This is a genomic window from Nonomuraea ceibae (genome assembly GCF_019396325.1).
Classification (GTDB): domain Bacteria; phylum Actinomycetota; class Actinomycetes; order Streptosporangiales; family Streptosporangiaceae; genus Nonomuraea; species Nonomuraea ceibae.
On sequence record NZ_JAHKRO010000038.1, the window covers coordinates 26,265 to 45,775 of the forward strand.

A 19,511-nucleotide genomic window follows, 5' to 3' on the forward strand; every position below is an offset into this window, starting at 1 on the left:
GGAGGCTCACGCCGGTCAGTCGCGGTCGCCGTCGGCCGGTCGCCCGGACGGGTCGTCAGCCGCCGGCTCCGCCCGCGCCCGGTTGGGGCACCCGGCGCATTCGCCGGGCTGCGTGCGGCGCAGCAGGACCGGGCACCATTCCCGCGAGTCCGTATCCGTCATGCACACATCGTGTCAGGTTTCCTGGCAGGTGTCGGTAAAGGGGGTGCTACTTCCCACCGGTAGCTAACTCCACCTCGGTCGTGGAGCAGGCGCCCGGAGGGCCTCATTGAAATGCTGAAACGGCACCCTTTCATGAAATGCTATAGTCTCACTATATTTGGCGGGAGTATTGGAATTCTGTCCATTGACGGGCAGGATTAGCCTGCGTATCGAGCCATCCGGGGGATTTCGGCACGCGGCCCGTCCGGCCGCCGCACGGCTCGTCGACCCTGACTGTCAACACGATCGTCAGCGCGGCCGTCAAGACGGTCGCCGACGTCGTCCCCTCTGTCGCTGAAGGTGTGGAGGTTCGCCTGTGCTGAGCATCGCGATGAGCACGCTCCGGGAGCGGTGGGTGGCCTTCGTCGTGTCCCTCGTCGCCCTCGCCCTGGGCGTCGGCATCATCGCCACCATCGCGCTGGTGATGAACTCGGCCCTCACGGGCTTCCCCGGCCAGCGCGCCGCGCTGACCGGGACCGTGGTGCTGCTCAGCGTGTCGGCGGGGGTGACCGGGTTCGCCACCGTCTTCATCGTGGCCTCCACCTTCGCCCTGACGGTGATCCAGCGCACCCGTGAGCTGGCGCTGTTCCGGCTGATCGGCGCCACCCCGCAGCAGGTGCGGCGGATGATCGTGATCGAGGCGCTGCTCCTGGCCGCGATCGGCTGCGTGGCCGGGGTCGTGATCAGCCTCGTGGGCGCGCCGGTGCTGGCCTCGGTGCTGGCGTCGAGCGGCCTGGCGCCGTCCTGGTTCGAGGTGTCGATCTCGCCCGTGCCGCTCGTGCTGGTCTGCCTCGGCGGCATGGGGCTGACGGCGCTGAGCGTGTCGGTGGCCTCGCGGCGGGCGGCGACGATCCGGCCGACGCAGTCGCTGCGCGAGTCGGCCGGCGACCCGCCCGGGGCGCGGCCCGGCAGGTCCGCGCGCACCGGTTGGGGCGTCGCGCTCCTGCTGATCTCGCTCATGGGGATGGGCGTGGTCGCGGCCGTGCTGCCGGAGCTCGCCACGGTCCCCGTGGTCTACCTGTGGGTGCTGCTCACGCTGGTCGCGGCCGTGGCGCTGCTGGCCCCGGCCCTCGTCCCGCCCGTCCTGAGGCTGCTGACGCTGCCGTGGGCGCGCGGCGGCAGCGCGATCGGCACCCTGGTCCGGGAGAACACCCTCACGATGGCCCGGCGCACCGCCGCGACGACGCTACCCATTCTCATCACCGCCGGCATGTCGATCAGCCTGCTCGGCGCGCTGGAGACGATCGGCCACGCCCAGTCGGTCGAGGCGGGCGAGCGGTTACGCGCCGACTACGTGCTGGTGCCCGAGGGCGGCCCCGCCATCAGCGCCGAGGCGCTCGATCGGGCACGGAAGATCCCCGGCGTCCGGATCGCCCCGCTCGCGCCGACGACCGTCCAGGTCACCGGCGAGGCCGGGCTGGCCGACGGGTTCTGGGGCTACGCCACCGACGCCCAGCGGTTCGCCGCGATGACCTCGCTGCCGCTGATCGACGGCACGCTGGAGGACTTCGGGCCCGGCGGCATCGTGGTGTCCGACATCTGGGAGCTCGGCGCCGGGCAGCGCGTCACGGTCACGCCGGACGGCGGCAAGCCGGTCCAGCTCACCGTGGCCGCGGTCGTCGGCGACAGCGCCGGAGGCGGCGACTTCTACCTGGACGTCTCCGACACTGGCCCGCGCCCGGCCGAGGCCGCGTACGTACAGGCCGGGGGCGAGGCCGCGGCGGCGCTGCGGGAGCGGAGCGGCGAGCTGGGGGCCTCGCTGCTGACCAAGGCCGAATGGGCGGCCACGGTGGGCAACAGCGACCAGGGCACCGGCGTGATCGGCATGCTGGTGACGCTCGGCATCGCGATCGTCTACAGCTGCATCGCCATCGTCAACACGATGGTCATGGCCGCCACCGCCAGGCGGCGCGACCTGACCCTGCTGCGGCTGCTCGGAGCCACGTCACGGCAGGCGGTGGCGGCGCTGCTCGCCGAGTCGGTCGTGATCGCGGCGGCCGCGATGGTGCTGGCCACCGCCGCGTCCGCGATCAACTTCGCCGGGCTGCTGGCCGCGCTGACCCAGGTCGTGCCCGGGGCCACGCTGGCCGTCCCGTGGGCGCCCGTCCTCGCGTTCGCCGCCACGAGCGCCCTGCTCGCCATCCTCGCCACGACGCTGACCGCCACGGCGGCCGTGCGCACGCCCGCCCCGTTGTCAGAGTGACGTGCCAGAGTGACGCGCCAGAGTGACGACAGAGTGACGACAGAGAAGGTGACTGCCATGGACTTCGCCGTCGAGCTGCGCTCGGTGCGCAAGACGTACGGGACCGGGAGCGCCGCGGTGACCGCGCTGGCCGATCTGAGCATCGGCTTCGCCACGGGCAGCTTCACCGCCGTGATGGGGCCCTCCGGGTCCGGCAAGTCCACGCTGCTCCAGTGCGCGGCCGGGCTCGACCGGCCCGACTCCGGCCAGGTGATCCTCACCGGCGTCGAGCTGGGCGGGCTGGACGAGCAGCGGCTGACCACGCTGCGCCGGGAGAGGATCAGCTTCGTCTTCCAGGCGTTCAACCTGATCACCGCGCTGACGGCCGCGCAGAACGTGGGGTTGCCGCTGCTGCTGGCGGGCCGCAAACCGGCCGCCGACCAGGTGCAGCGCGCCCTGGCCGAGGTCGGACTCGCCGAGCGGAGCTCCCACCGCCCGGCCGAGCTGTCCGGCGGGCAGCAGCAGCGGGTCGCGATCGCCCGCGCCCTCATCACGCAGCCGGCGGTGCTGTTCGCCGACGAGCCGACCGGCGCGCTCGACACCCGCAGCGCCAAGGAGGTGCTGGAGCTCATCCGCGCGATGGTCGACCGGCACCGCCGCACCGTGATCATGGTGACGCACGACCCCGTCGCCGCCTCCTACGCCGACTCGGTGGTCTTCCTCACCGACGGGCGCGTGGTCGACACCCTGCACCGCCCCACCGCCGACCGCGTCGCCGGCCACATGACGAACCTGGAACGCCGATGAGCCCCTACCACGGCGACCTGTGGGTCCGCCGCTTCCACGAGCCCCGGCCCGGCGCGCCGCGCCTGGTGTGCTTCCCGCACGCGGGCGGCTCCGCGAGCTTCTTCGTGCCCCTGTCGCAGGCGCTCAGCCCCGGCCTGGAGGTCCTGGTCATCCAGTATCCGGGCCGTCAGGACCGGGTCGCCGAGCCGTGCGTCGAGGACCTGAACGCGCTCGCCGACGAGATCTTCCTGCGGGTGCGCAAGCTCGCCGGCCCGCCCCCGGCGCTGTTCGGGCACAGCATGGGCGCCACGCTCGCCTTCGAGGTGGCGCAGCGGCTCGAAGGCGACGGGATCGCGGTGCCGCACCTGTTCGTGTCGGCCGCGCGCAGCCCCTCCTCCGAGCGGTCGGAGGAGGTCCACCTGCGTGACGACGACGGCATCATCGCCGAGATGCGCCGCCTCGACGGCACGGACGACGTGCTGCTCCTGGACCCCGAGCTGATGCGGCTCGTGCTGGGCCCGATCCGCAGCGACTACAAGGCGCTGGAGCGCTACCGCTACGCCGGCGGGGTGCTCGCCTGCCCGGTGACCGCGCTGGCCGGTGACGCCGACCCGGGCACCAGCCTGAGCGCGGCCCGCTCCTGGCGCGACCACACGGGCGGCGCGTTCACCTTCAGGCGGTTCCCCGGCGGGCACTTCTACCTGACCGACGAGCTGGCCGGGGTCGCCGAGGAGATCAGGCGGACCCTGCTGCCGCCCGATCCCGGGTCAGTCGTCTAGCGTCTCCGCGCCCAGGAACGGCTGGGCCAGCAGGCCGGCGGAGAAGGGCAGACCGGTGATGCGCTCGGCCAGGGCGAAGGCCCGCTCGATCGGACGGTCGATCTCACCGCCGGGGACCAGGCCGGTCGCGCGCATCTCCGCGGCGAACCGGTCCGCGTCGGCGCCCGAGGGGAGTTCCGGGTGGCGCGGGTCGAAGGCGACGACCGGCGTGCCGTCGACGATGTAGGCGAAGCTGTCGGAGGCGTAGTCGTGGCGGCAGATCGAGACCACCTCCGTCCCCTGGGACACGGGCCCGTACACGTCGGGGTCGACGGCCAGCTGCCAGCCGCCCGGCTCCACGACCACGGTCCAGTCGCCGGCCTTCGTGGCGCCGATGAAGCCGGCAGCGTCCTCGCGCATGGTGTCGATCGAGCGTTCGCCGAGGTCGTCGAACGCCACCTCCTCCAGGGTGTCCTCGTCCACGCCGAAGCGGCGCAGGACCTCGTCGGGGGTGAGGTTGCGTACGAAGGACACGCAGTAGACGTCGTCCAGCGTGTCGGCGCCGGGGAGGGGGACGAGGTGTCCGGGGATCTCGGTCATGGTCGCTCCTGTGTCGATGTGAGCGGAATGATCGCAGACGTGGCCGACAGATCGGTGCGCAATGGTGGGCGCACGAGCTGGCCAAAAACCTATACAAACCGGACAGAAGGCCATAATCTCTACTTGTCCCAGTCGGGGGACGACTGGGACGCCAAAACTTTACGGCTCGGCCTGCTTGCGCTGCATGACCGCCGAGATCACCAGCAGCGCGACGGGGACGAGCAGACCCAGCGCCAGGTCCTTGGGCTCGATGAGCCCGGCCAGCAGGCCGGCGGTGCCGCCCAGGCCGAAGGTGGCGAACACCACCCAGGCCCAGTGGCGGCGCGCCCAGCGCAGCGGACGCGGCCTCGGCCGGGCGGGCAGCAGCGGCTTCAGGGCCGCCGCCAGCGGCCGGTCACGGTCTCCGTGCCGGAGCACGACGACGCCCTCGGCCCAGACGACCCGGTCCGCGGCACGCGCCAGCGGCAGCGCGCGGATCCCGGCCAGCGTCTCCACGCACGGCCACACGCCCCACAGCGTGACGTTCATGTCGTGGTTGTTGGGCCACGAGCCGTCGTCGCACTGGTCGGTGACGATGCGGTGCACGGCCTCGGCCAGCCGGGCCGTCACGTCCGGCTCGGGCACGCGCGGGTGGCGCATGAGCGCCGTGGCGGCGACCGGCAGCGCGTAGTGCATGAGCGGCGGGGGCCGCCAGATCTCGCTGCCGGTGGCGCTCGGCAGCCGCACCGCCGTGCTCTCCACCCGGTTGTGCTTCTCGTCCAGCGAGCCGGTGTCGACGTGTTCGAGCAGCCAGTCGAACCGGCCCCGCAGCCGCTCGTCGGCCGGGTCGGCCCCGGCCGCCAGCAGCGTCGTCAGTGCCATCGCCGTGTGCGCCACCCTCGGCGTCGCGCCCGGCTCCGCGCCCCACGCCCGGGGGAACAGGCGCTGGTCGAGGAGCCAGGCCACGCCGGACTCGACGGCCGGATCGTACGGGGCCGCCGCCACGAGCGCGCGCAGCGCCAGGCAGGTGAGCCAGGTGCGCGGCGGGCAGTCGGCGAACGATCCCCAGCCGCCCGAGGGGTGGCGGTTGCGGCGCAGCCACTCCACCGCGCGGTCCAGGTCGGGGGAGTCGGGCCGGGAGTCGCAGCGGAGCGTCGCCAGGCACCGGATCACCCAGGCCGTCGCCTCGACGACCGGGCGCTCGCCGCTCGTGTTGGTCCACCAGCCGCCGTCGACGCGGGGATCGGCGTCGCGGAGCTGCCGGGCCCGCAGGAAGGCGAGGGCGTCGGTGAGCTGGTGCGGCTTCTCTCCGGCGGCGTGGAAGGCCAGAAGCGCCACCGCGGTGGCGGTGGCGCCCGGGGGAGGGGTTTCGAGCATGTGGTACCAGCCGCCACCGCCCGCGGGGCTTTCGGTGTAGGTCCGGCGCAACAGGCTCGTCGACCGGCGCAGCGCGCCCTCCACCTGGGTCAGGTCTATCTCGTACATCGAGCCCTTTCGTGCCGGGCCGCCTGAGATCTCGCACGCATCGTACCTATTGATGGTGTTGCCGGGGATGGTGCCGTTGAATATGTTTGGGGAGCCTTTCGTGATTGATCTGGATAAATCCTGTATTTCGGCGTCCCTTATGGAGCAGGAGCGCATGAACGAAGGCGACACGGCGGTCATCGGCGGAACACCGGAGTGGGCCGCCTCCCTCCGCGACGGGGCCGGGCTCGTCCATCTCGGACCGTCCCCGGACGGCTACGCGGTGGAGGGAGCCGTGGTCAGCAGGCCCGCGGGCGGGGCCCTGCCGTACCCTCCGGGGTTCTTCCGGCGCGTCCACTGCGACCTGACGGCCGCCGCCGGCCTCGCGGCGGAGGCGCTGACGCTCCCCGCGCCCGGCGGGACCGTGACCTTGAGCCGGGTGCCGGAGGCCGAGCGGGAATCATGGCGCGAACGGCTCACCGCCGCCGGGCTCACCGCCACGGAAAAGAACGGCGCGGTAATAGGGCGGAACAATGCAACCGCACGGGCGGAAGAAACGGACTGCGTTTTCTGTGCCCGTTATCGATTCCGGATGAACGCCGACGCCGGAGTGCCGGGAGCGGCCGGTGTGCTGTGGGGTGACGACGACCTGTGGTGCGCCCCCGACCTCGCCCCGCTGCGGCCCGGCCACCTGCTGATCGTGTCCACCGCGCACCGCCCGTGCTTCGGCGCGTGCCCGCCCGCCCTGCTGGACAAGCTCGCCGCCTGGCGCGCCCTGGTGACCGCCATGCTGGCCGGCGCGTACGGCCTGCCCGTCACCTTCTTCGAGCACGGCCCGGCGACCTCGCAGGGCGGCGGCGCCTGCATCGACCACGCGCACCTGCACTGCGTCCCCGGCCTGCCGTCCCTGCGCGAGCGCGTCGAGGCCGAGGGACTGCGGGCCGGCCCGTACGGGATGACGGGCCTCTACCGCCGCCGGACCTCCTACCTGTACGTGGAGGACGCCTCGGGCCCGGCCGTCTACCCGTGCCGCGCGGCGCTGCCCACCCAGTTCCTGCGCAAGGCCGCGACCGCCGAGGGACGGCCGTGGCGCTGGCAGGAGACCTACGGCACGTTGGCGACGCGCGAGCTCTTCCTGGCGACGTTGCGCGCGCTGCTGCCGTGGGCCGACCGGCTGCTCAGCGGCCAGGCCGACAGCAGCCAGCGCAGCTCGGCCGCCGTCACCGCGTCACCGAACCCCATGGGCTCGCGGGCCAGCTCGTAGCCGGTCTCGTAGTCGCGGTGGACGAGGCCGTGATGGTAGACCGTGGACCGCCCCATGTTGCCCGCCCCCGACCTGATCAGCCACACCGGTCCGCCCGGCAGCGCCGCGTCGAGATGCGGGAAGAGCTGCGCCGGCGTCGCGCACGGCGTGCCCAGCAGGCCGTTGAGCGTCTGCAGCTCGGCCACGACGACGTCGGCCGCGTGCAGCGCCGGCAGCCACCGGCGGGAGTCCACGCGCCGGTGGAGGTCATGGGGCACCATGTCGACGCAGACCAGGGTGCCGCCGGCGTGCGCGATGCCCGCCGCCTCCAGCACGGCGCGGGCCGAGCGCGGGTGGAGGAGCTCGTAGCCGGTCAGGAACAGCACGTCCGCCTCGGCGATCGCCCGCCCGGCCGCCCGCACATCGGCGGGGGCGAGCAGCTGCCCCTCCGGCAGCGGCTCGGCGACCATGAGCCGCACCCCGTCACCCGGCCCGGCGTCGCGCACCACCACGACGCGGCCGGTGCAGACCCCCTCCACCACGGTCAGGCGCGGCTCGACGCCCAGGGCGGCGAGCTCGGCCAGGATCGTCTCGGTGAACGCGTCACGGCCGATCCTGGCGACCAGCTCGACCCGGTCGAACCGGCCGACCGCCTGCCGGGCCAGGCCGAGCGCCACCCCGGCGGGCGTGACGTCCACCGCGCCGTAGTGCAGGCGGTTGGCGTCCAGTTCGGCGAAACGCAGCGAGTCGAGCCGGACGCGCACGTCCACCCGGATCTCCCCGATCACGACCAGGCGGCCCGCACGCCCGCCCGGCGGCCGGGCCGCCGTCATGCCGAGAGGGAGTCGGTGAGCCCCCGCCGGAGCAGGCGGACGAAATGCTCGACGGCCTGGTCCATGCCGGGAATGAGCGGATATTCGGCAAGCTCGTCGAGCGCCACCCAGCGGACGTCGCTGATGTGGTCGCCGGGCACCTGGTGCGCGCGGGACAGGCGGCGCGACAGCGGCCGGCAGATCCGGCCCACCGCGATCGCGCGGACCCGGGAGCGGCCCTCACCGCGCATGAGCCAGTCCCACATGTGAAACGGCGGCCCCGGCTCGATGTCGATGCCCGACTCCTCGCGCACCTCGCGGACGATGTGCTCGTCCAGCCCCTCGGCGGGCTGCATGCGCCCGCCGGGCACTTCCCACAGCCCCGGATGGTAGGGGTCGGCGGCCGATTTGCGCACCAGGAGCAGCCGCCCGTCGTCGGCCAGGAACGCCTTCTGCACGAAGGTGACGTGCACGTGCTGACGGCCGGCGCGATCCGCCTCGGTCAGGCCGCCCAGGAGCTGCTTCGCCACGGATTCCACCCCTGCCGAATAGGGAACGTCCTTGCGTGAGCCGGCGCCCAACCATAGCGCCCTTTCATTCTTCGCAAGACTCGAATGCCCGGCTGCTTGCGATTCTCCCGGCTGGAAATGAGCGGATCTTGCATTCCCAGTATCGGGGTAAAGGCGCGGGAATGCCAGCACGAGTCGCCGGACGGCGGTTATTCCATTATCGAATCGGTGAATTTCGGGCGGCTTAATGCGGCGTCGCGTTGATCAACCCGTGGCCCGCGTGCTCTTGATCTTCGGGGCGTTCACTGGGAACTTGTCGGGGTGTCCAAGTGGAGTCGCGTTCTCTGGAAAGGGCTGGCCGTCGTGCTGCCGGCCGCCGCGCTGGCCGGGCTCGGCGGCTACGCCATGTCGCTGGGCGGGCCCGACCTGAGCGAAGCGCTGGCCTCGGCGCCGCCGGAGGCCACCTCCGTCACGGTCACCGGGCTGATCACGGCCGAGACGTACGCCCGCATCGACGGCGTCGTCCGCGAACGGACCGGGGCGGCGCTCGGCGGGGCCGGGGGCGAGCCGGCCACCCGGTTCCGCTCCGACGCCTACGCGATGCCCGGCCAGGAGAACCTGCGCCGGCCCGAGCGGCTCAGGTTCGACAGCGTGAGCGACCTGCGCGAGCACGCCAAGCTCGTCGAAGGCGCCTGGCCCGGTCACGGCGGCGCCGACGGCACCGTGCAGGCCGCCGTCTCCCAGCCCGCCGCCACGCTCGCCAGGCTCCGCGCCGGACAGGAGATCACCGTCCAGGGGCGCATCGACGGCAAGCCGGTCAAGGTCCGGATCACCGGCGTCTACCTGCTCGACGACCCGTATGGGCCGCGCTGGGCCGACGACCCGATGCTCGCCAGGGGCGTCGACGAGCGCGACTACTACACCACGTACGGCCCGCTGATGGTCGACCAGCGGACCTTCCTCGACCGATTCGCCACCAACGTCAAGGCGTCCTGGACGTTCGTCCCCGACCTGACCGGCGCCGACGCGCACGCGACGGCCGCCAGGGTCGAGCGCCTGCGGGAGGGCCTGCTGAGCGCCGGGTGCGCCGACTGCACGCCCGTCAGCGCGCTGCCCGCGACCGTGGCCCGGCTCGACGCCGTCACCGCCGCCTCCCGGGCCGCCGTGCTCGGGCTCGCCGGCGGGCTGGGCGCGGCCCTGCTCCTGCTGCTCGTACGGCGGCCGGGCGTGCGCGGGATCTCCGTCGCCCTGGCCGCCGCCCTCGTCGTCACCACCGTGTCCACCGCCGCCACCTGGCGCACCTCCCAGGCCGACCAGGCGACCCACCAGGCAGGCGCCGACCTGCGCGTGCACGGCCCCGCCGAAGGCGGCACCCCGCACGCGCTCGGCCGCGGCAGCGCCTTCGCCGCGCTGCCCGGCGTCACCGCCGCCGTGCCCGCCCACCGGGTGACGGTCGTGGTCGACCTGCACGACGCCACCCTCGTCGGCCTCGACGCCGACCGCCTCGGCCAGGCGTACCGGATCCGCCCCGACCTGTCCGACCGCACCGTCGCCGAACTGGCCGCCGGCCTCGCCGCCGGACGCCCGGCCATCGGCGGGCTGCCCGTCCCCGGCACGCCGCGCACGCTCACCGTCGAGGCCGAGACGCCCGACGGGCCGCTGCCGCTCGTCCTGGTGGTCTCCGACGCCCTCGGCGCCTGGCACGGCGTGCCCGTGCCGCCGCTGCGCACCGGCGCCACCGACGTCGACCTGTCCGCGCTGGCCGGCCCCGGCGAGGAGATCGCCTACCCGCTCACCGTCCGCGGGTTCCTCGGCCGCGTCGTCGACGGCGTCCCCCGCACCGCGACCGTGACCGCCCTGCGCGCCGGCGGCCAGACGCTCACGCTGCCCACCGGCCAGCAGTGGACCGGCGGCGAGCAGGCCGACAGCGGGCTGTTCACCGTGCGCGTCGCCGACAGCGCCGTCACCGTCCGGCCCGTGCCCACCGCCGCGCCCGTGGACGGGCCGCTGCCCGTCGTCGTCACCGCCGACCTCGCCGCCGCGCACAACCTCGAGACCGGCCGCGAATCGGTCATCCTTCTCGAACGCAAACCCGTACGCGTCAAGGTCGCCGGCATCGTCGACCGGCTGCCCGCGACCACGCCCGCGCTCCCCGGCATCCTCGCCGACTGGCCCACCCTCCAGGTCCGCGAGCTGGCCGCCGGGCGGCTCCCCGCGCCCGCCACCGACTGGTGGCTCGCCACCGGCGACCCCCAGCGCACCCGCGCCGCGCTCGCCGCCCACCCCGGCTGGGACGTCCACCTCGCCCGCTCGCGCGACCTGGCCGCACCCCTCCTCGGCGACCAGCGGGCCGCCCTCCTGCTCGGGCTGGCCGCCGCGCTCGCCGTCCTCGTCCTGGCCGCGCTGCTCGCCGGGGCCCGCGCCCTCTTCTACGCGGCCGGGGGAGTGGCGGCCGGGCTCGGGCTCGCGTACGCGCTCGCCCCCGGGCTCGTCCGCGCCGCCCAGGCCGCCCCCGTCGTCCCGGAACCGGTGCCCGACCTGGCCTGGCCCGTGGCCGTGGCCATCCTGGTGCTGCTCGCCGGGCTGTCGGGCCTCGTCCACGTCCGGCGCGGCCGGGCCCGGCCGGAGGCGGTCCCCGTGCCGGTACGCGTCTGAGACCCTTTCGCCGGACAGCCGCGGGCGGGCCCGTATAGCCTCGCCGATGGTTCCCCCGCTGTCCCCCCGCTTTCTCCCCCCGACGAGGACTGGCCTGTGGTGCGCTCATGGTCGCGATCACCGGCCGGCCGGGTGGTGTGGGCCGGGGCCGACCCCGACGCGATCGAGCTCGCCGCCGATCCGCTGCCCGAGGACGGCCCCGCGATCGTCACCTACACCGCCCGCCCGGCCCGCACCGCCGCCGACCTCGTCGCGGCGGTCCTGGACGAGCTCGACGCCGCCGCGCTCGCCCTCTTCCCCGCGTGGCTGCCGGCCGCCGCGACGCTCGACGGCCCCGGCGGCGCCGCCCCGGCCGCGGTCCGCGCCCTGGCCCTGCGCGAAGCCGCGACCAGCCCTCACTTCGGCCCCTTCCTCGCCGCCCTGGCCACCCGCGCCCTCGCCACCCACACCCCCGTTCCCGAGCCCGGCCTCGTCCCGGGCTCCGCGCCCGGCTTCGGCCCTCTCCCGGGTACGGGTCCCACCCCTACCTTCGACCAGGACCAGGACCAGGACCAGGGCGAGGGCCGGGGCCAGGGCGCGGCCCGGGATCAGGCCGGGGCTCGGGGCCAGGGCGGGGGCGGGAGCCGAGACCAGGGTTGGGGCCAGAACCGGGGTCGGGGCCGGGGGCGGGGGCGGTTCGGGCCGGAGGCGCGGGCGGCGGGGCTGGCGCGGGTGCTGGCCGCGAGCTTCCGGCGGGAGTGGACGGCCATCCTGGTGCGGGTCCCCGGTGAGCTGCCGTCCGCCGCGCAGGAGGTGCTCGTCGCCGGCTGCGAATGGCTCGCCCACCGGGGTGGGTTCGGCGTGTGGCTGGCCGGGGCGCCGCTGCCCGCCGTGGACCGGGTGCCCGCCGTCCCGCTCCCGCTCCGGCCGCTCCGCCTTCCCGCCGTCCACACACTCCCCGGCGAGCGCGTACGCATCCCCACCGACCAGGCGGAGAGCGTACGGCCGGCCGGTTGGACGCCGGATGACCCGCGCCCGCCGCACGGGGAGGCGGAGGGCGGAGGGCTGGGGTATCCGCCGGTGGCGGGGCGGCCGCATCCGGCGAGCCGCAGCGAGCAGGCGCTGGAGGACGCACTCGCGCCCCGGCCCTGGGCCGCCGGGCGGGCGTGGAACCGGACGTACCAGCCCCACCCGCTGGCCCCGCCCATCCGGGTGGATTTGCTGTGGCAGGCGGAGCGGTGCGTCGTCGAGATCGACGGCCCCGACCACCGGCGGCCGGCCAAGTTCGCCGACGACCGGAGGCGGGACGTGCTGCTCCAGCTCGCCGGTTACGCGGTGTTGCGCTTCACCGATTCCCATGTGTTGACCGATCCCGGATCGGTGGCCCGGCAGATCGAGCTGTTTCTGCGGAGCCGCCGCGGGACTACCGAAGGATGAGCCATGTCAGACAAGGCCCTGTCGCTGCCCGAGTTCTCGGCGCTGGTGGCGCTGGCGGTCGAGGCCCGGGAGATCTCCAACACGGAGCTCAAGGCGCGGCGCGGGCTGTCGATCGACGGGAAGAAGCGGGTCAAGCTCAATGAGCTGAAGCTGGTCGACAGCTGGAAGCAGGGGCGCGGGTTCGCGCACGTGCTCACCGACGCGGGCTGGGCGCGGCTGGGGGAGGACCTGCGCGCGGGGCGGCTGCCGGTGTTCGGCGGCTCGTCGGGGGTGATCGCGCGGGCGCTGCTCGGCTGGCTGCCGGAGTTCCTGGAGCGTACCGACCAGCGGCTCGCCGACGTCTTCCAGCCGCTGGAGCCGCAGCCGCCGGGGGAGAGCGCGGACGTGGAGGGGCGGGTCCGGGACGCCTACACCCGGCTCGCGGCCTCGCCCGGCGCGTGGGTGAGCCTGACGCGGCTGCGGGCGCTGCTCGGCGACGTGCCGAGGGAGGCGCTCGACGGGACGCTGACCCGCATGGAACGCCTCGCCGACGTCAACCTCGTCCCCGAGTCCAACCAGAAGACGCTCAGCCCGCAGGACCGCGAGGCCGCCGTCCGCATCGGCGAGCAGGACAAGCACCTGCTGTGGATCGGGCAGTGACGGCCGGGGCCGCGGCCCTGGCGGCGCTCCGCTTCAACTACGCCGAGGGCGCCGACGACGTCTGGCGGCACTCCGACCACCACGTGGACGGGCTGCACGGGCCGTCCGCCGGGATCGTGCTCACCGGCCTGACCGAGGCCGCCGAGGGGCGCGACACCAGCCCGATCGGCGTCGTCGTCCAGGGGCAGCGCGGCACCGGCAAGACCCACCTGCTCGGCTGGGTACGCGAACAGGCGCAACGCCGCGGCGGCTACTTCGTCCTCGTCGGCCTGCTCGACGCCAAGGGCTTCTGGGAGAGCACCGTCGTGTCCGTCCTGGACAGCCTGTCCCGCGACGCCGCCGAAGGGCAGAGCCAGCTCGGCCTGTTCCTGACGCGGCTGGCCTCGGCGGCCGACCTGTCCCGGATGGAACGGCGCGCCGTCAGCGGCAGGAAGGCCGTCACCCGGGAGGTGCTGGACCGGTTCGTCACGGCGCTGCGCCGGCTCGACCGGCAGGTCGGCAGCCAGGCGCAGGACACGGCGCGGGCCCTGGTGCTGTACGCGTCCGACGACCTCGCGCTGCAGGACCTCGGCGAGGCGTTCCTGTCGTCGGCCCCCGAGGGCGAACCCGGCGAGCGGGCCCGCTGGGGCATCCGGCAGGTCGACCGCACGCCGCAGGAGATCGTCAGGGACGTCTCGCGGCTGCTGGCCCTCACCGGGCCCGCCATCGTCGCCGTCGACCAGATCGACGCGCTCGTCGCCCAGTCGCCCATCGCCACCGATCCGCTCGCCCGCGAGCCGGGCGAATCGGCCATGATCGAACGGATCGCCGGCGGGCTCATGGATCTGCGCGAGGTCACCCGGCGCACGCTCACCGTCGTCACCTGCCTGCCTGCGACCTGGACGCTGATCGAGAAGGTGGCCGTCGACACCGTACGGGACCGGTTCCGGCAGGCCGTGCAGCTCAAGACCCTGCCCGACGCGCAGACGGCGGCGCGGCTCGTGGCGCGGCGGTTCGAGGTGCAGTACGCCGCCGCCGGGTTCGAGCCGCCGTACCCGACCTGGCCCGTCCGGCCGGAGGCGTTCGAGCAGGCGCCCGGGTTCACGCCCCGGCAACTGCTCATCACGATCGACGACCACGTCCAGGGCTGCGTACAGGACGGGCAGGTCCGCGAGCTGACCCGGCTCACCGGATCCGGCACCGGCACGACGCGTCAGAGTCCCGTCCCCGACGCGGGCCTGCTCGCGGCGATCGACACGCGGTTCGCCCGGCTGCGCGACGCCGCCGAGCCGCCGGAGCTCGACGCCGCGACCGAGGACGTCATCGTCCCCGCGCTCCTCGCGGCGGGGCTGGCCGCCTGGATCGGCGAACGCGGCGAAGCGGGCAAGGCGTTCAGCGTCGACCCGCCGCCCAGCGCCAAGCCGCCGCTGCACGCCCGGCTGCGGCACACGCTCGACGAGGAGACCGAGGACGAGGCGCACTGGGCGTTCCGCGCGGTCAGCGCCGCCCACGGGAACGCGGCGCTCAACCGGGTGCGCAAGGCGTCCGTCGCCGCCGGGCTGGATCCGCGCGTGCCCAAGCGGCGGCTCTTCCTGCTGCGCAACGCGCCCTGGTCTCCCGGGGTGCGCACCAAGGAGGCGATCGCGGCCTTCGAGCACGCCGGAGGGCGCACCCTGCCCGTGACGCGCGGCGACCTCAAGGTCCTGGCGGCGCTCAAGGCGCTGCTGGCCGAGAACCCGCCGGGGCTCGCTTCCTGGCTCACCACCCGCCGTCCCACGTCCGCCATCGCCTTCCTCACCCAAGCCCTCACCGGCCCCTGGACCGTTCCCCCCGAACCGCCCCAGTCCGATGCGTCCACACCCGGGGTGGCGCCGTCCGGTCCGGGCGGTGGCACGCCGGAGGCGCCCGCCCCCGCTCCTGGAGCGGCTGCGTCCGGTTCGGGTGGGGGCGCGCTGGGGGCGCCCGCTGCGGGAGGGGCGGGGCCGCAGACGGCCGCGCCCGCTCCCGTCGTGTCGGGTGTGCCCGTTTCCGGGGATTTCGACGGTGGGGAGTACGTGGACGTCGGGGTGCGGGTGCAGTTGGAGGGGCTCAGGAAGCATGTGGCGATCTTCGCCGGCACCGGCTCCGGCAAGACGGTGCTGATCCGGCGGCTGGTGGAGGAGTGCGCGCTGCGGGGTGTGTCGGCCATCGTGCTCGACCCGAACAACGACCTGGCGAGGCTGGGGGACCGGTGGCCGGAGCGGCCGGAGGGCTGGGCGGAGGGCGACGAGCGCAAGGCGGAGGCGTATCTGGCGGGCACCGATGTGGTGGTGTGGACGCCGAGGCGGGCGGCGGGCCGGCCGTTGAGCTTCCAGCCGCTGCCCGACCTGGCCGGGGTGGCCGCCGATCCGGACGAGTTCGGCGAGGCGGTGGAGGCCGCGATGGCGGCCGTGGCCCCGAGGCTGAAGCTGACCGCGCAGACCGTGAAGGCGCAGCGCGGCCAGGCGGTGCTGCGCAAGGCGCTCGAATGGTACGGGCGGCGGGGCGGGACGACGTTGCGCGGCCTGGCCGGGATGCTGGCGGCGCTGCCGGAGGGCGTGAGCGAGCTGGCGGACGCGGAGCGCATCGCCGCGGATCTGGCCCAGTCGCTGCGGGCGGCGATGGACAACGATCCGCTGTTCGGCGGCGAGGGGACGCCGGTGGACCCTGGCCTGCTGCTGACGCCGCCGCCGGGCAGGCGGGCCCGCGTGTCGGTGGTGAGCCTGGCGGGCCTGCCGGGGGACGAGCAGCGGCAGAGCTTCGTCAGCCAGTTGCAGCTTGCGCTGTTCGCCTGGGTCAAGAAGAACCCGGCGGGTGACCGGCCGCTGGGCGGCCTGTTCGTGATGGACGAGGCGCAGACGTTCGCCCCGGCGGCCGGTGGTGTCACCGCGTGCCTGCGCAGCACGCTGGCGCTGGCGTCGCAGGCCCGCAAGTACGGGCTCGGCCTGGTCTTCGCCACGCAGGCGCCGAAGGGGCTGCACAACCAGATCCCCGGCAACGCCGCCACCCAGTTCTTCGGCCTGCTGAACGCGCCCATCCAGATCGGCGCGGCCCGCGAGATGGCGCGGGCGAAGGGCGGCGACGTGCCCGACGTGTCGCGGTTGCGGTCCGGGGAGTTCTACGTGGCGCTGGAGGGGCGGGGCCCGGTCAGGACGCGGGTGCCGATGTGCCTGAGCCACCACCCCAGGGCGCCGCTCACGACGGAGGAGGTCATCGCGCGGGCGGCACGGCCATCTCCCCCAGCTCGGACCAGCCGTCCTGCGCGATCGTCGTGTTGACGATCCGCGGGGTCTCCGCGAGGTGCGGCGGCAGCGTCCGCTGCGCCTCGCGGAAGTGGTCCGACCGGACGTGCGCGGCGCCGGCCTCGTCGTCGCGGAACGCCTCGACGAGCACGTACTCGTTCGGGTCGTCGAGGCTGCGCGACCAGTCGAACCACAGGCAGCCGGGCTCGGCCCGGGTGGCGGCGGTGAACTCGGCGGTGATCTCCGCCCACCTGGCGGCGGACTCGGGCAGTACGCGGAACTTCGCGGTGATGAAAATCATCGGGCCTCCTCAGGTCTAGGGGACGATCGTATGGCGGGTGGCCTGACCTGCCGTGACGCGCCCGGCGGAAAACTTCTCCGGTCGCGTGTCGATCCGGCGGCCGGTCGTTCGACGCGCTGGTGAGGGGGAGGTTCCCCCTCACGAGAGGACGACGTCATGCAGAAGGTCACGACATTCCTGTGGTTCGACGACCAGGCCGAGGAGGCGGCCACCTTCTACACCTCGCTCCTGCCGGACTCGCGGATCGTGGACGTCCAGCGGGTGCCGGGGGGCGCGGCGATGACGGTGACGTTCGAGCTGGCCGGGCAGCGTCACATCGCGCTGAACGGGGGACCGGGCAAGGAGTTCAGCGAGGCGACCTCCCTGTACGTGGACTGCGCGTCGCAGGAGGAGGTCGACGAGCTGTGGGCCCGGCTGACGGAGGGCGGCGAGGAGGGCCGGTGCGGCTGGCTCAAGGACCGCTACGGCCTGTCCTGGCAGATCATCCCGCGCGCCCTGCCGGACCTGATGGGCGGCCCTGACCCGGCGGTCGCGGCCAGGGTCGCGCAGGCCATGCTCGGCATGAACAAGATCGAGGTGAAGGGTCTGCTCGAAGCCGCCGCGGGCTGAGGTAAAACCTGTTGTCCCGGCGGCCGCCGATCTGGTGTGCTGCCGGGACACCGACGAGCGGAGGAGCTTCACGATGCGAGCCACAACCATGTCCCCCCAGCTGAGCACTTCCATCCACTCAGAGGACATGGCGGTTCGTGAAATTTCTGAATTTGGGCGTCCTTGCGCATGTAGACGCCGGTAAGACCAGCCTGACCGAGCGGCTGCTGCACGCCGCCGGAGTCATCGACGAGCTCGGCAGCGTCGACGACGGCAACACCCAGACCGACTCCCTCGCCCTCGAACGCCGGCGCGGCATCACCATCAAGTCCGCCGTCGTCTCCTTCCCGCTGGGCGACGTGACGGTCAACCTCATCGACACGCCCGGCCACCCCGACTTCATCGCCGAGGTCGAACGGGTGCTCGGCGTGCTCGACGGCGCGGTGCTCGTCGTGTCCGCCGTCGAGGGCGTCCAGGCGCAGACCCGCGTGCTGATGCGGACGCTGCGGCGGCTCGGCATCCCCGTGCTGATCTTCGTCAACAAGATCGACCGGGGCGGGGCGCGCTGCGCGGGCGTGCTGCGCGACATCGCGGCCAAGCTCGCCCCGGCGAGCGTCGCGATGGGCGCCGTCACGGGCGAGGGCCGGCGCGACGCCCGGTTCGTCCCGTACGGGCCGGGCGACGCGGACGACGCCCTGGCCGAGACGCTCGCCGAGCACGACGACGCGCTGCTGGCCGCGTACGTGGAGGGCACGCCCGTCCCGTACCGGCGGCTGCGCCGGGCGCTGGCCGGGCAGACGCGGCGGGCGCTCGCGCACCCGGTGTTCCTCGGCTCGGCCATCACCGGCGCGGGCGTCCCCGAGCTGATCGGCGGCATCCGCGACCTGCTCCCGGCCGCGCGCGGCGACGCCGGCGGGCCGCTCTCCGGCACCGTGTTCAAGGTCGAGCGCGGGCCGGCCGGGGAGAAGGCCGCCTACGTGCGGCTGTTCTCCGGCACGGTCCGCGTACGGGACGTCGTGCCGTTCGGCGACGGCCGGGAGGGCAAGGTGACGTCGATCGCGCTGTTCGACCGGGGCTCGGCCGTCCGCGCCCCGGCCGTCGAGGCGGGGCGCATCGCCCGGCTGCACGGGCTCACCGAGGTGCGGATCGGCGACGCCGTCGGACGGCCCCCGCGGCTCGCCCGGCAGCACTTCGCGCCGCCCACGCTGGAGACCGTCGTCGTGCCGGGCGACCCGTCCGGCCGGGCCGCCCTGCACGCCGCGCTCTCCCAGCTCGCCGAGCAGGACCCACTGATCAACCTGCGCCAGGACGACGTGCGCCAGGAGATCTCCGTCTCCCTGTACGGCGAGGTGCAGAAGGAGGTCATCCAGGAGACGCTGGCCGCCGAGTACGGGCTCGGCGTCACCTTCCGCGAGACCACCACGATCTGCGTCGAGCGCCCCGCGGGCACCGGCGCGGCCGTGGAGCTGATCGGCAAGGGCGGCAATCCGTTCCTCGGCACCGTCGGGCTGCGCGTCGAGCCCGCGCCGATCGGGTCAGGCGTGGACTTCAGGCTGGAGGTGGAGCTGGGCTCGATGCCGTACACGTTCATGCGGGCCGTCGAGGACACCGTCCGCGAGACCCTGGGCCAGGGGCTGTACGGCTGGCAGGTGCTCGACTGCGTGGTCACGCTCACGCACTCCGGCTACTGGGCCAGGCAGAGCAGCGCGCACGGCGGGTTCGACAAGAGCATGTCGAGCACCGCCGGAGACTTCCGCCACCTGACGCCGCTGGTGCTCATGGACGCGCTGAAGCGGGCCGGCACCCGCGTGTACGAGCCGATGCACCGCTTCGCGCTGGAGCTGCCGGCCGACGCCTCCGCCGCCGTGCTGGCCGAGCTGGCCCGCCTCGGCGGCGTGCCGGGCGCCGCCGGGCCCGCCGGGAGCGCGTACCGGGTGGACGGGGTGATCCCGGCGGCCCGGGTGCACGAGCTGGAGCAGCGGCTGCCGGGGCTCACCCGGGGGGAGGGGATGCTGGAGAGCGCGTTCGACTCCTACCAGGAGGTGCGCGGCCCCGCGCCCGCCCGGCCGCGCACCGACCACAACCCGCTCAACCGGAAGGAGTATCTGCTTCACGTGATCCGGCTCGTGTAGGTCCGGA

General features: G+C 74.1%; 15 protein-coding genes and 1 pseudogene. 10 read left to right on the forward strand and 6 right to left on the reverse strand.

All coding sequences use genetic code 11. The annotated features are described in order from the left end of the window. Window positions 1-15: 15 nt before the first annotated feature. The gene (locus KME80_RS23310) at window positions 16-162 is read right to left on the reverse strand and encodes a hypothetical protein (RefSeq protein ID WP_219508241.1); all 147 of its coding nucleotides are present in this window, start codon (window positions 160-162) and stop codon (window positions 16-18) included. 355 nt (window positions 163-517) lie between these two features. On the opposite strand from KME80_RS23310, the gene KME80_RS23315 reads away from it, so the two are divergent. From KME80_RS23315 to KME80_RS23325, 3 genes are read left to right on the forward strand one after another with little or no spacing between them, the layout of a single operon-like run. Continuing rightward, window positions 518-2,404 carry an ABC transporter permease gene (locus tag KME80_RS23315; protein ID WP_219508242.1) on the forward strand — a complete coding sequence of 629 codons (1,887 nt, stop codon included), beginning with the start codon at window positions 518-520 and terminating at the stop codon, window positions 2,402-2,404. Window positions 2,405-2,461: 57 nt separating this feature from the next. Next, on the forward strand, window positions 2,462-3,190 hold the full coding sequence (locus KME80_RS23320) for an ABC transporter ATP-binding protein (RefSeq protein ID WP_219508243.1): 729 nt from the start codon (window positions 2,462-2,464) through the stop codon (window positions 3,188-3,190). After that, complete coding sequence (locus KME80_RS23325) at window positions 3,187-3,948, forward strand: thioesterase II family protein (protein WP_219508244.1); 762 nt, start codon at window positions 3,187-3,189, stop codon at window positions 3,946-3,948. Before KME80_RS23320 ends, KME80_RS23325 begins: the two co-directional genes overlap by 4 nt. On the opposite strand, the gene KME80_RS23330 is transcribed toward KME80_RS23325, so the two are convergent. Both KME80_RS23330 and KME80_RS23335 read right to left on the reverse strand, forming a co-directional pair. Further along, window positions 3,937-4,527 (reverse strand): DUF6461 domain-containing protein, encoded by a 591-nt coding sequence (locus KME80_RS23330; RefSeq protein WP_219508245.1) that lies wholly within the window; start codon window positions 4,525-4,527, stop codon window positions 3,937-3,939. The genes KME80_RS23325 and KME80_RS23330 overlap by 12 nt on opposite strands. 159 nt (window positions 4,528-4,686) lie before the next feature. Further along, complete coding sequence (locus tag KME80_RS23335; protein WP_219508246.1) at window positions 4,687-5,991, reverse strand: prenyltransferase/squalene oxidase repeat-containing protein; 1,305 nt, start codon at window positions 5,989-5,991, stop codon at window positions 4,687-4,689. Window positions 5,992-6,562: 571 nt separating this feature from the next. Between KME80_RS23335 and KME80_RS50580 the strand changes: the two are divergent. Continuing rightward, window positions 6,563-6,853: pseudogene (locus KME80_RS50580) on the forward strand (HIT family protein); the annotation flags it as partial. Window positions 6,854-7,074: 221 nt separating this feature from the next. Here the strand turns inward: KME80_RS50580 and KME80_RS50585 are convergent. Next, the gene (locus KME80_RS50585; RefSeq protein WP_246645559.1) at window positions 7,075-8,046 is read right to left on the reverse strand and encodes a carbohydrate kinase family protein; all 972 of its coding nucleotides are present in this window, start codon (window positions 8,044-8,046) and stop codon (window positions 7,075-7,077) included. Beyond that, window positions 8,043-8,555 (reverse strand): NUDIX domain-containing protein, encoded by a 513-nt coding sequence (locus tag KME80_RS23345; RefSeq protein ID WP_219508248.1) that lies wholly within the window; start codon window positions 8,553-8,555, stop codon window positions 8,043-8,045. Before KME80_RS23345 ends, KME80_RS50585 begins: the two co-directional genes overlap by 4 nt. Before the next feature lie 300 nt (window positions 8,556-8,855). On the opposite strand from KME80_RS23345, the gene KME80_RS23350 reads away from it, so the two are divergent. From KME80_RS23350 to KME80_RS23370, 4 genes are all read left to right on the forward strand, one after another. Further along, window positions 8,856-11,189, forward strand: a complete 2,334-nt coding sequence (locus KME80_RS23350) for a thioesterase domain-containing protein (protein WP_219508249.1) — start codon at window positions 8,856-8,858, stop codon at window positions 11,187-11,189. 96 nt (window positions 11,190-11,285) lie between these two features. Then, window positions 11,286-12,605, forward strand: coding sequence for an endonuclease domain-containing protein (locus tag KME80_RS52805; RefSeq protein ID WP_308125897.1), 1,320 nt, complete (start codon window positions 11,286-11,288; stop codon window positions 12,603-12,605). A gap of 3 nt (window positions 12,606-12,608) precedes the next feature. Further along, on the forward strand, window positions 12,609-13,244 hold the full coding sequence (locus tag KME80_RS23365) for a hypothetical protein (RefSeq protein WP_219508252.1): 636 nt from the start codon (window positions 12,609-12,611) through the stop codon (window positions 13,242-13,244). Beyond that, window positions 13,241-16,519 carry a helicase HerA domain-containing protein gene (locus tag KME80_RS23370; protein ID WP_219508253.1) on the forward strand — a complete coding sequence of 1,093 codons (3,279 nt, stop codon included), beginning with the start codon at window positions 13,241-13,243 and terminating at the stop codon, window positions 16,517-16,519. Before KME80_RS23365 ends, KME80_RS23370 begins: the two co-directional genes overlap by 4 nt. Here the strand turns inward: KME80_RS23370 and KME80_RS23375 are convergent. Beyond that, window positions 16,452-16,784, reverse strand: coding sequence for a putative quinol monooxygenase (locus tag KME80_RS23375; RefSeq protein ID WP_219508254.1), 333 nt, complete (start codon window positions 16,782-16,784; stop codon window positions 16,452-16,454). The genes KME80_RS23370 and KME80_RS23375 overlap by 68 nt on opposite strands. A 156-nt stretch (window positions 16,785-16,940) precedes the next feature. On the opposite strand from KME80_RS23375, the gene KME80_RS23380 reads away from it, so the two are divergent. Together KME80_RS23380 and KME80_RS23385 are read left to right on the forward strand one after the other, a co-directional pair. Beyond that, window positions 16,941-17,393, forward strand: coding sequence for a VOC family protein (locus tag KME80_RS23380; protein ID WP_219508255.1), 453 nt, complete (start codon window positions 16,941-16,943; stop codon window positions 17,391-17,393). A 152-nt stretch (window positions 17,394-17,545) separates the two neighbouring features. After that, the gene (locus tag KME80_RS23385) at window positions 17,546-19,504 is read left to right on the forward strand and encodes an elongation factor G (protein ID WP_246645563.1); all 1,959 of its coding nucleotides are present in this window, start codon (window positions 17,546-17,548) and stop codon (window positions 19,502-19,504) included. The last annotated feature ends 7 nt before the right edge of the window (window positions 19,505-19,511 follow it).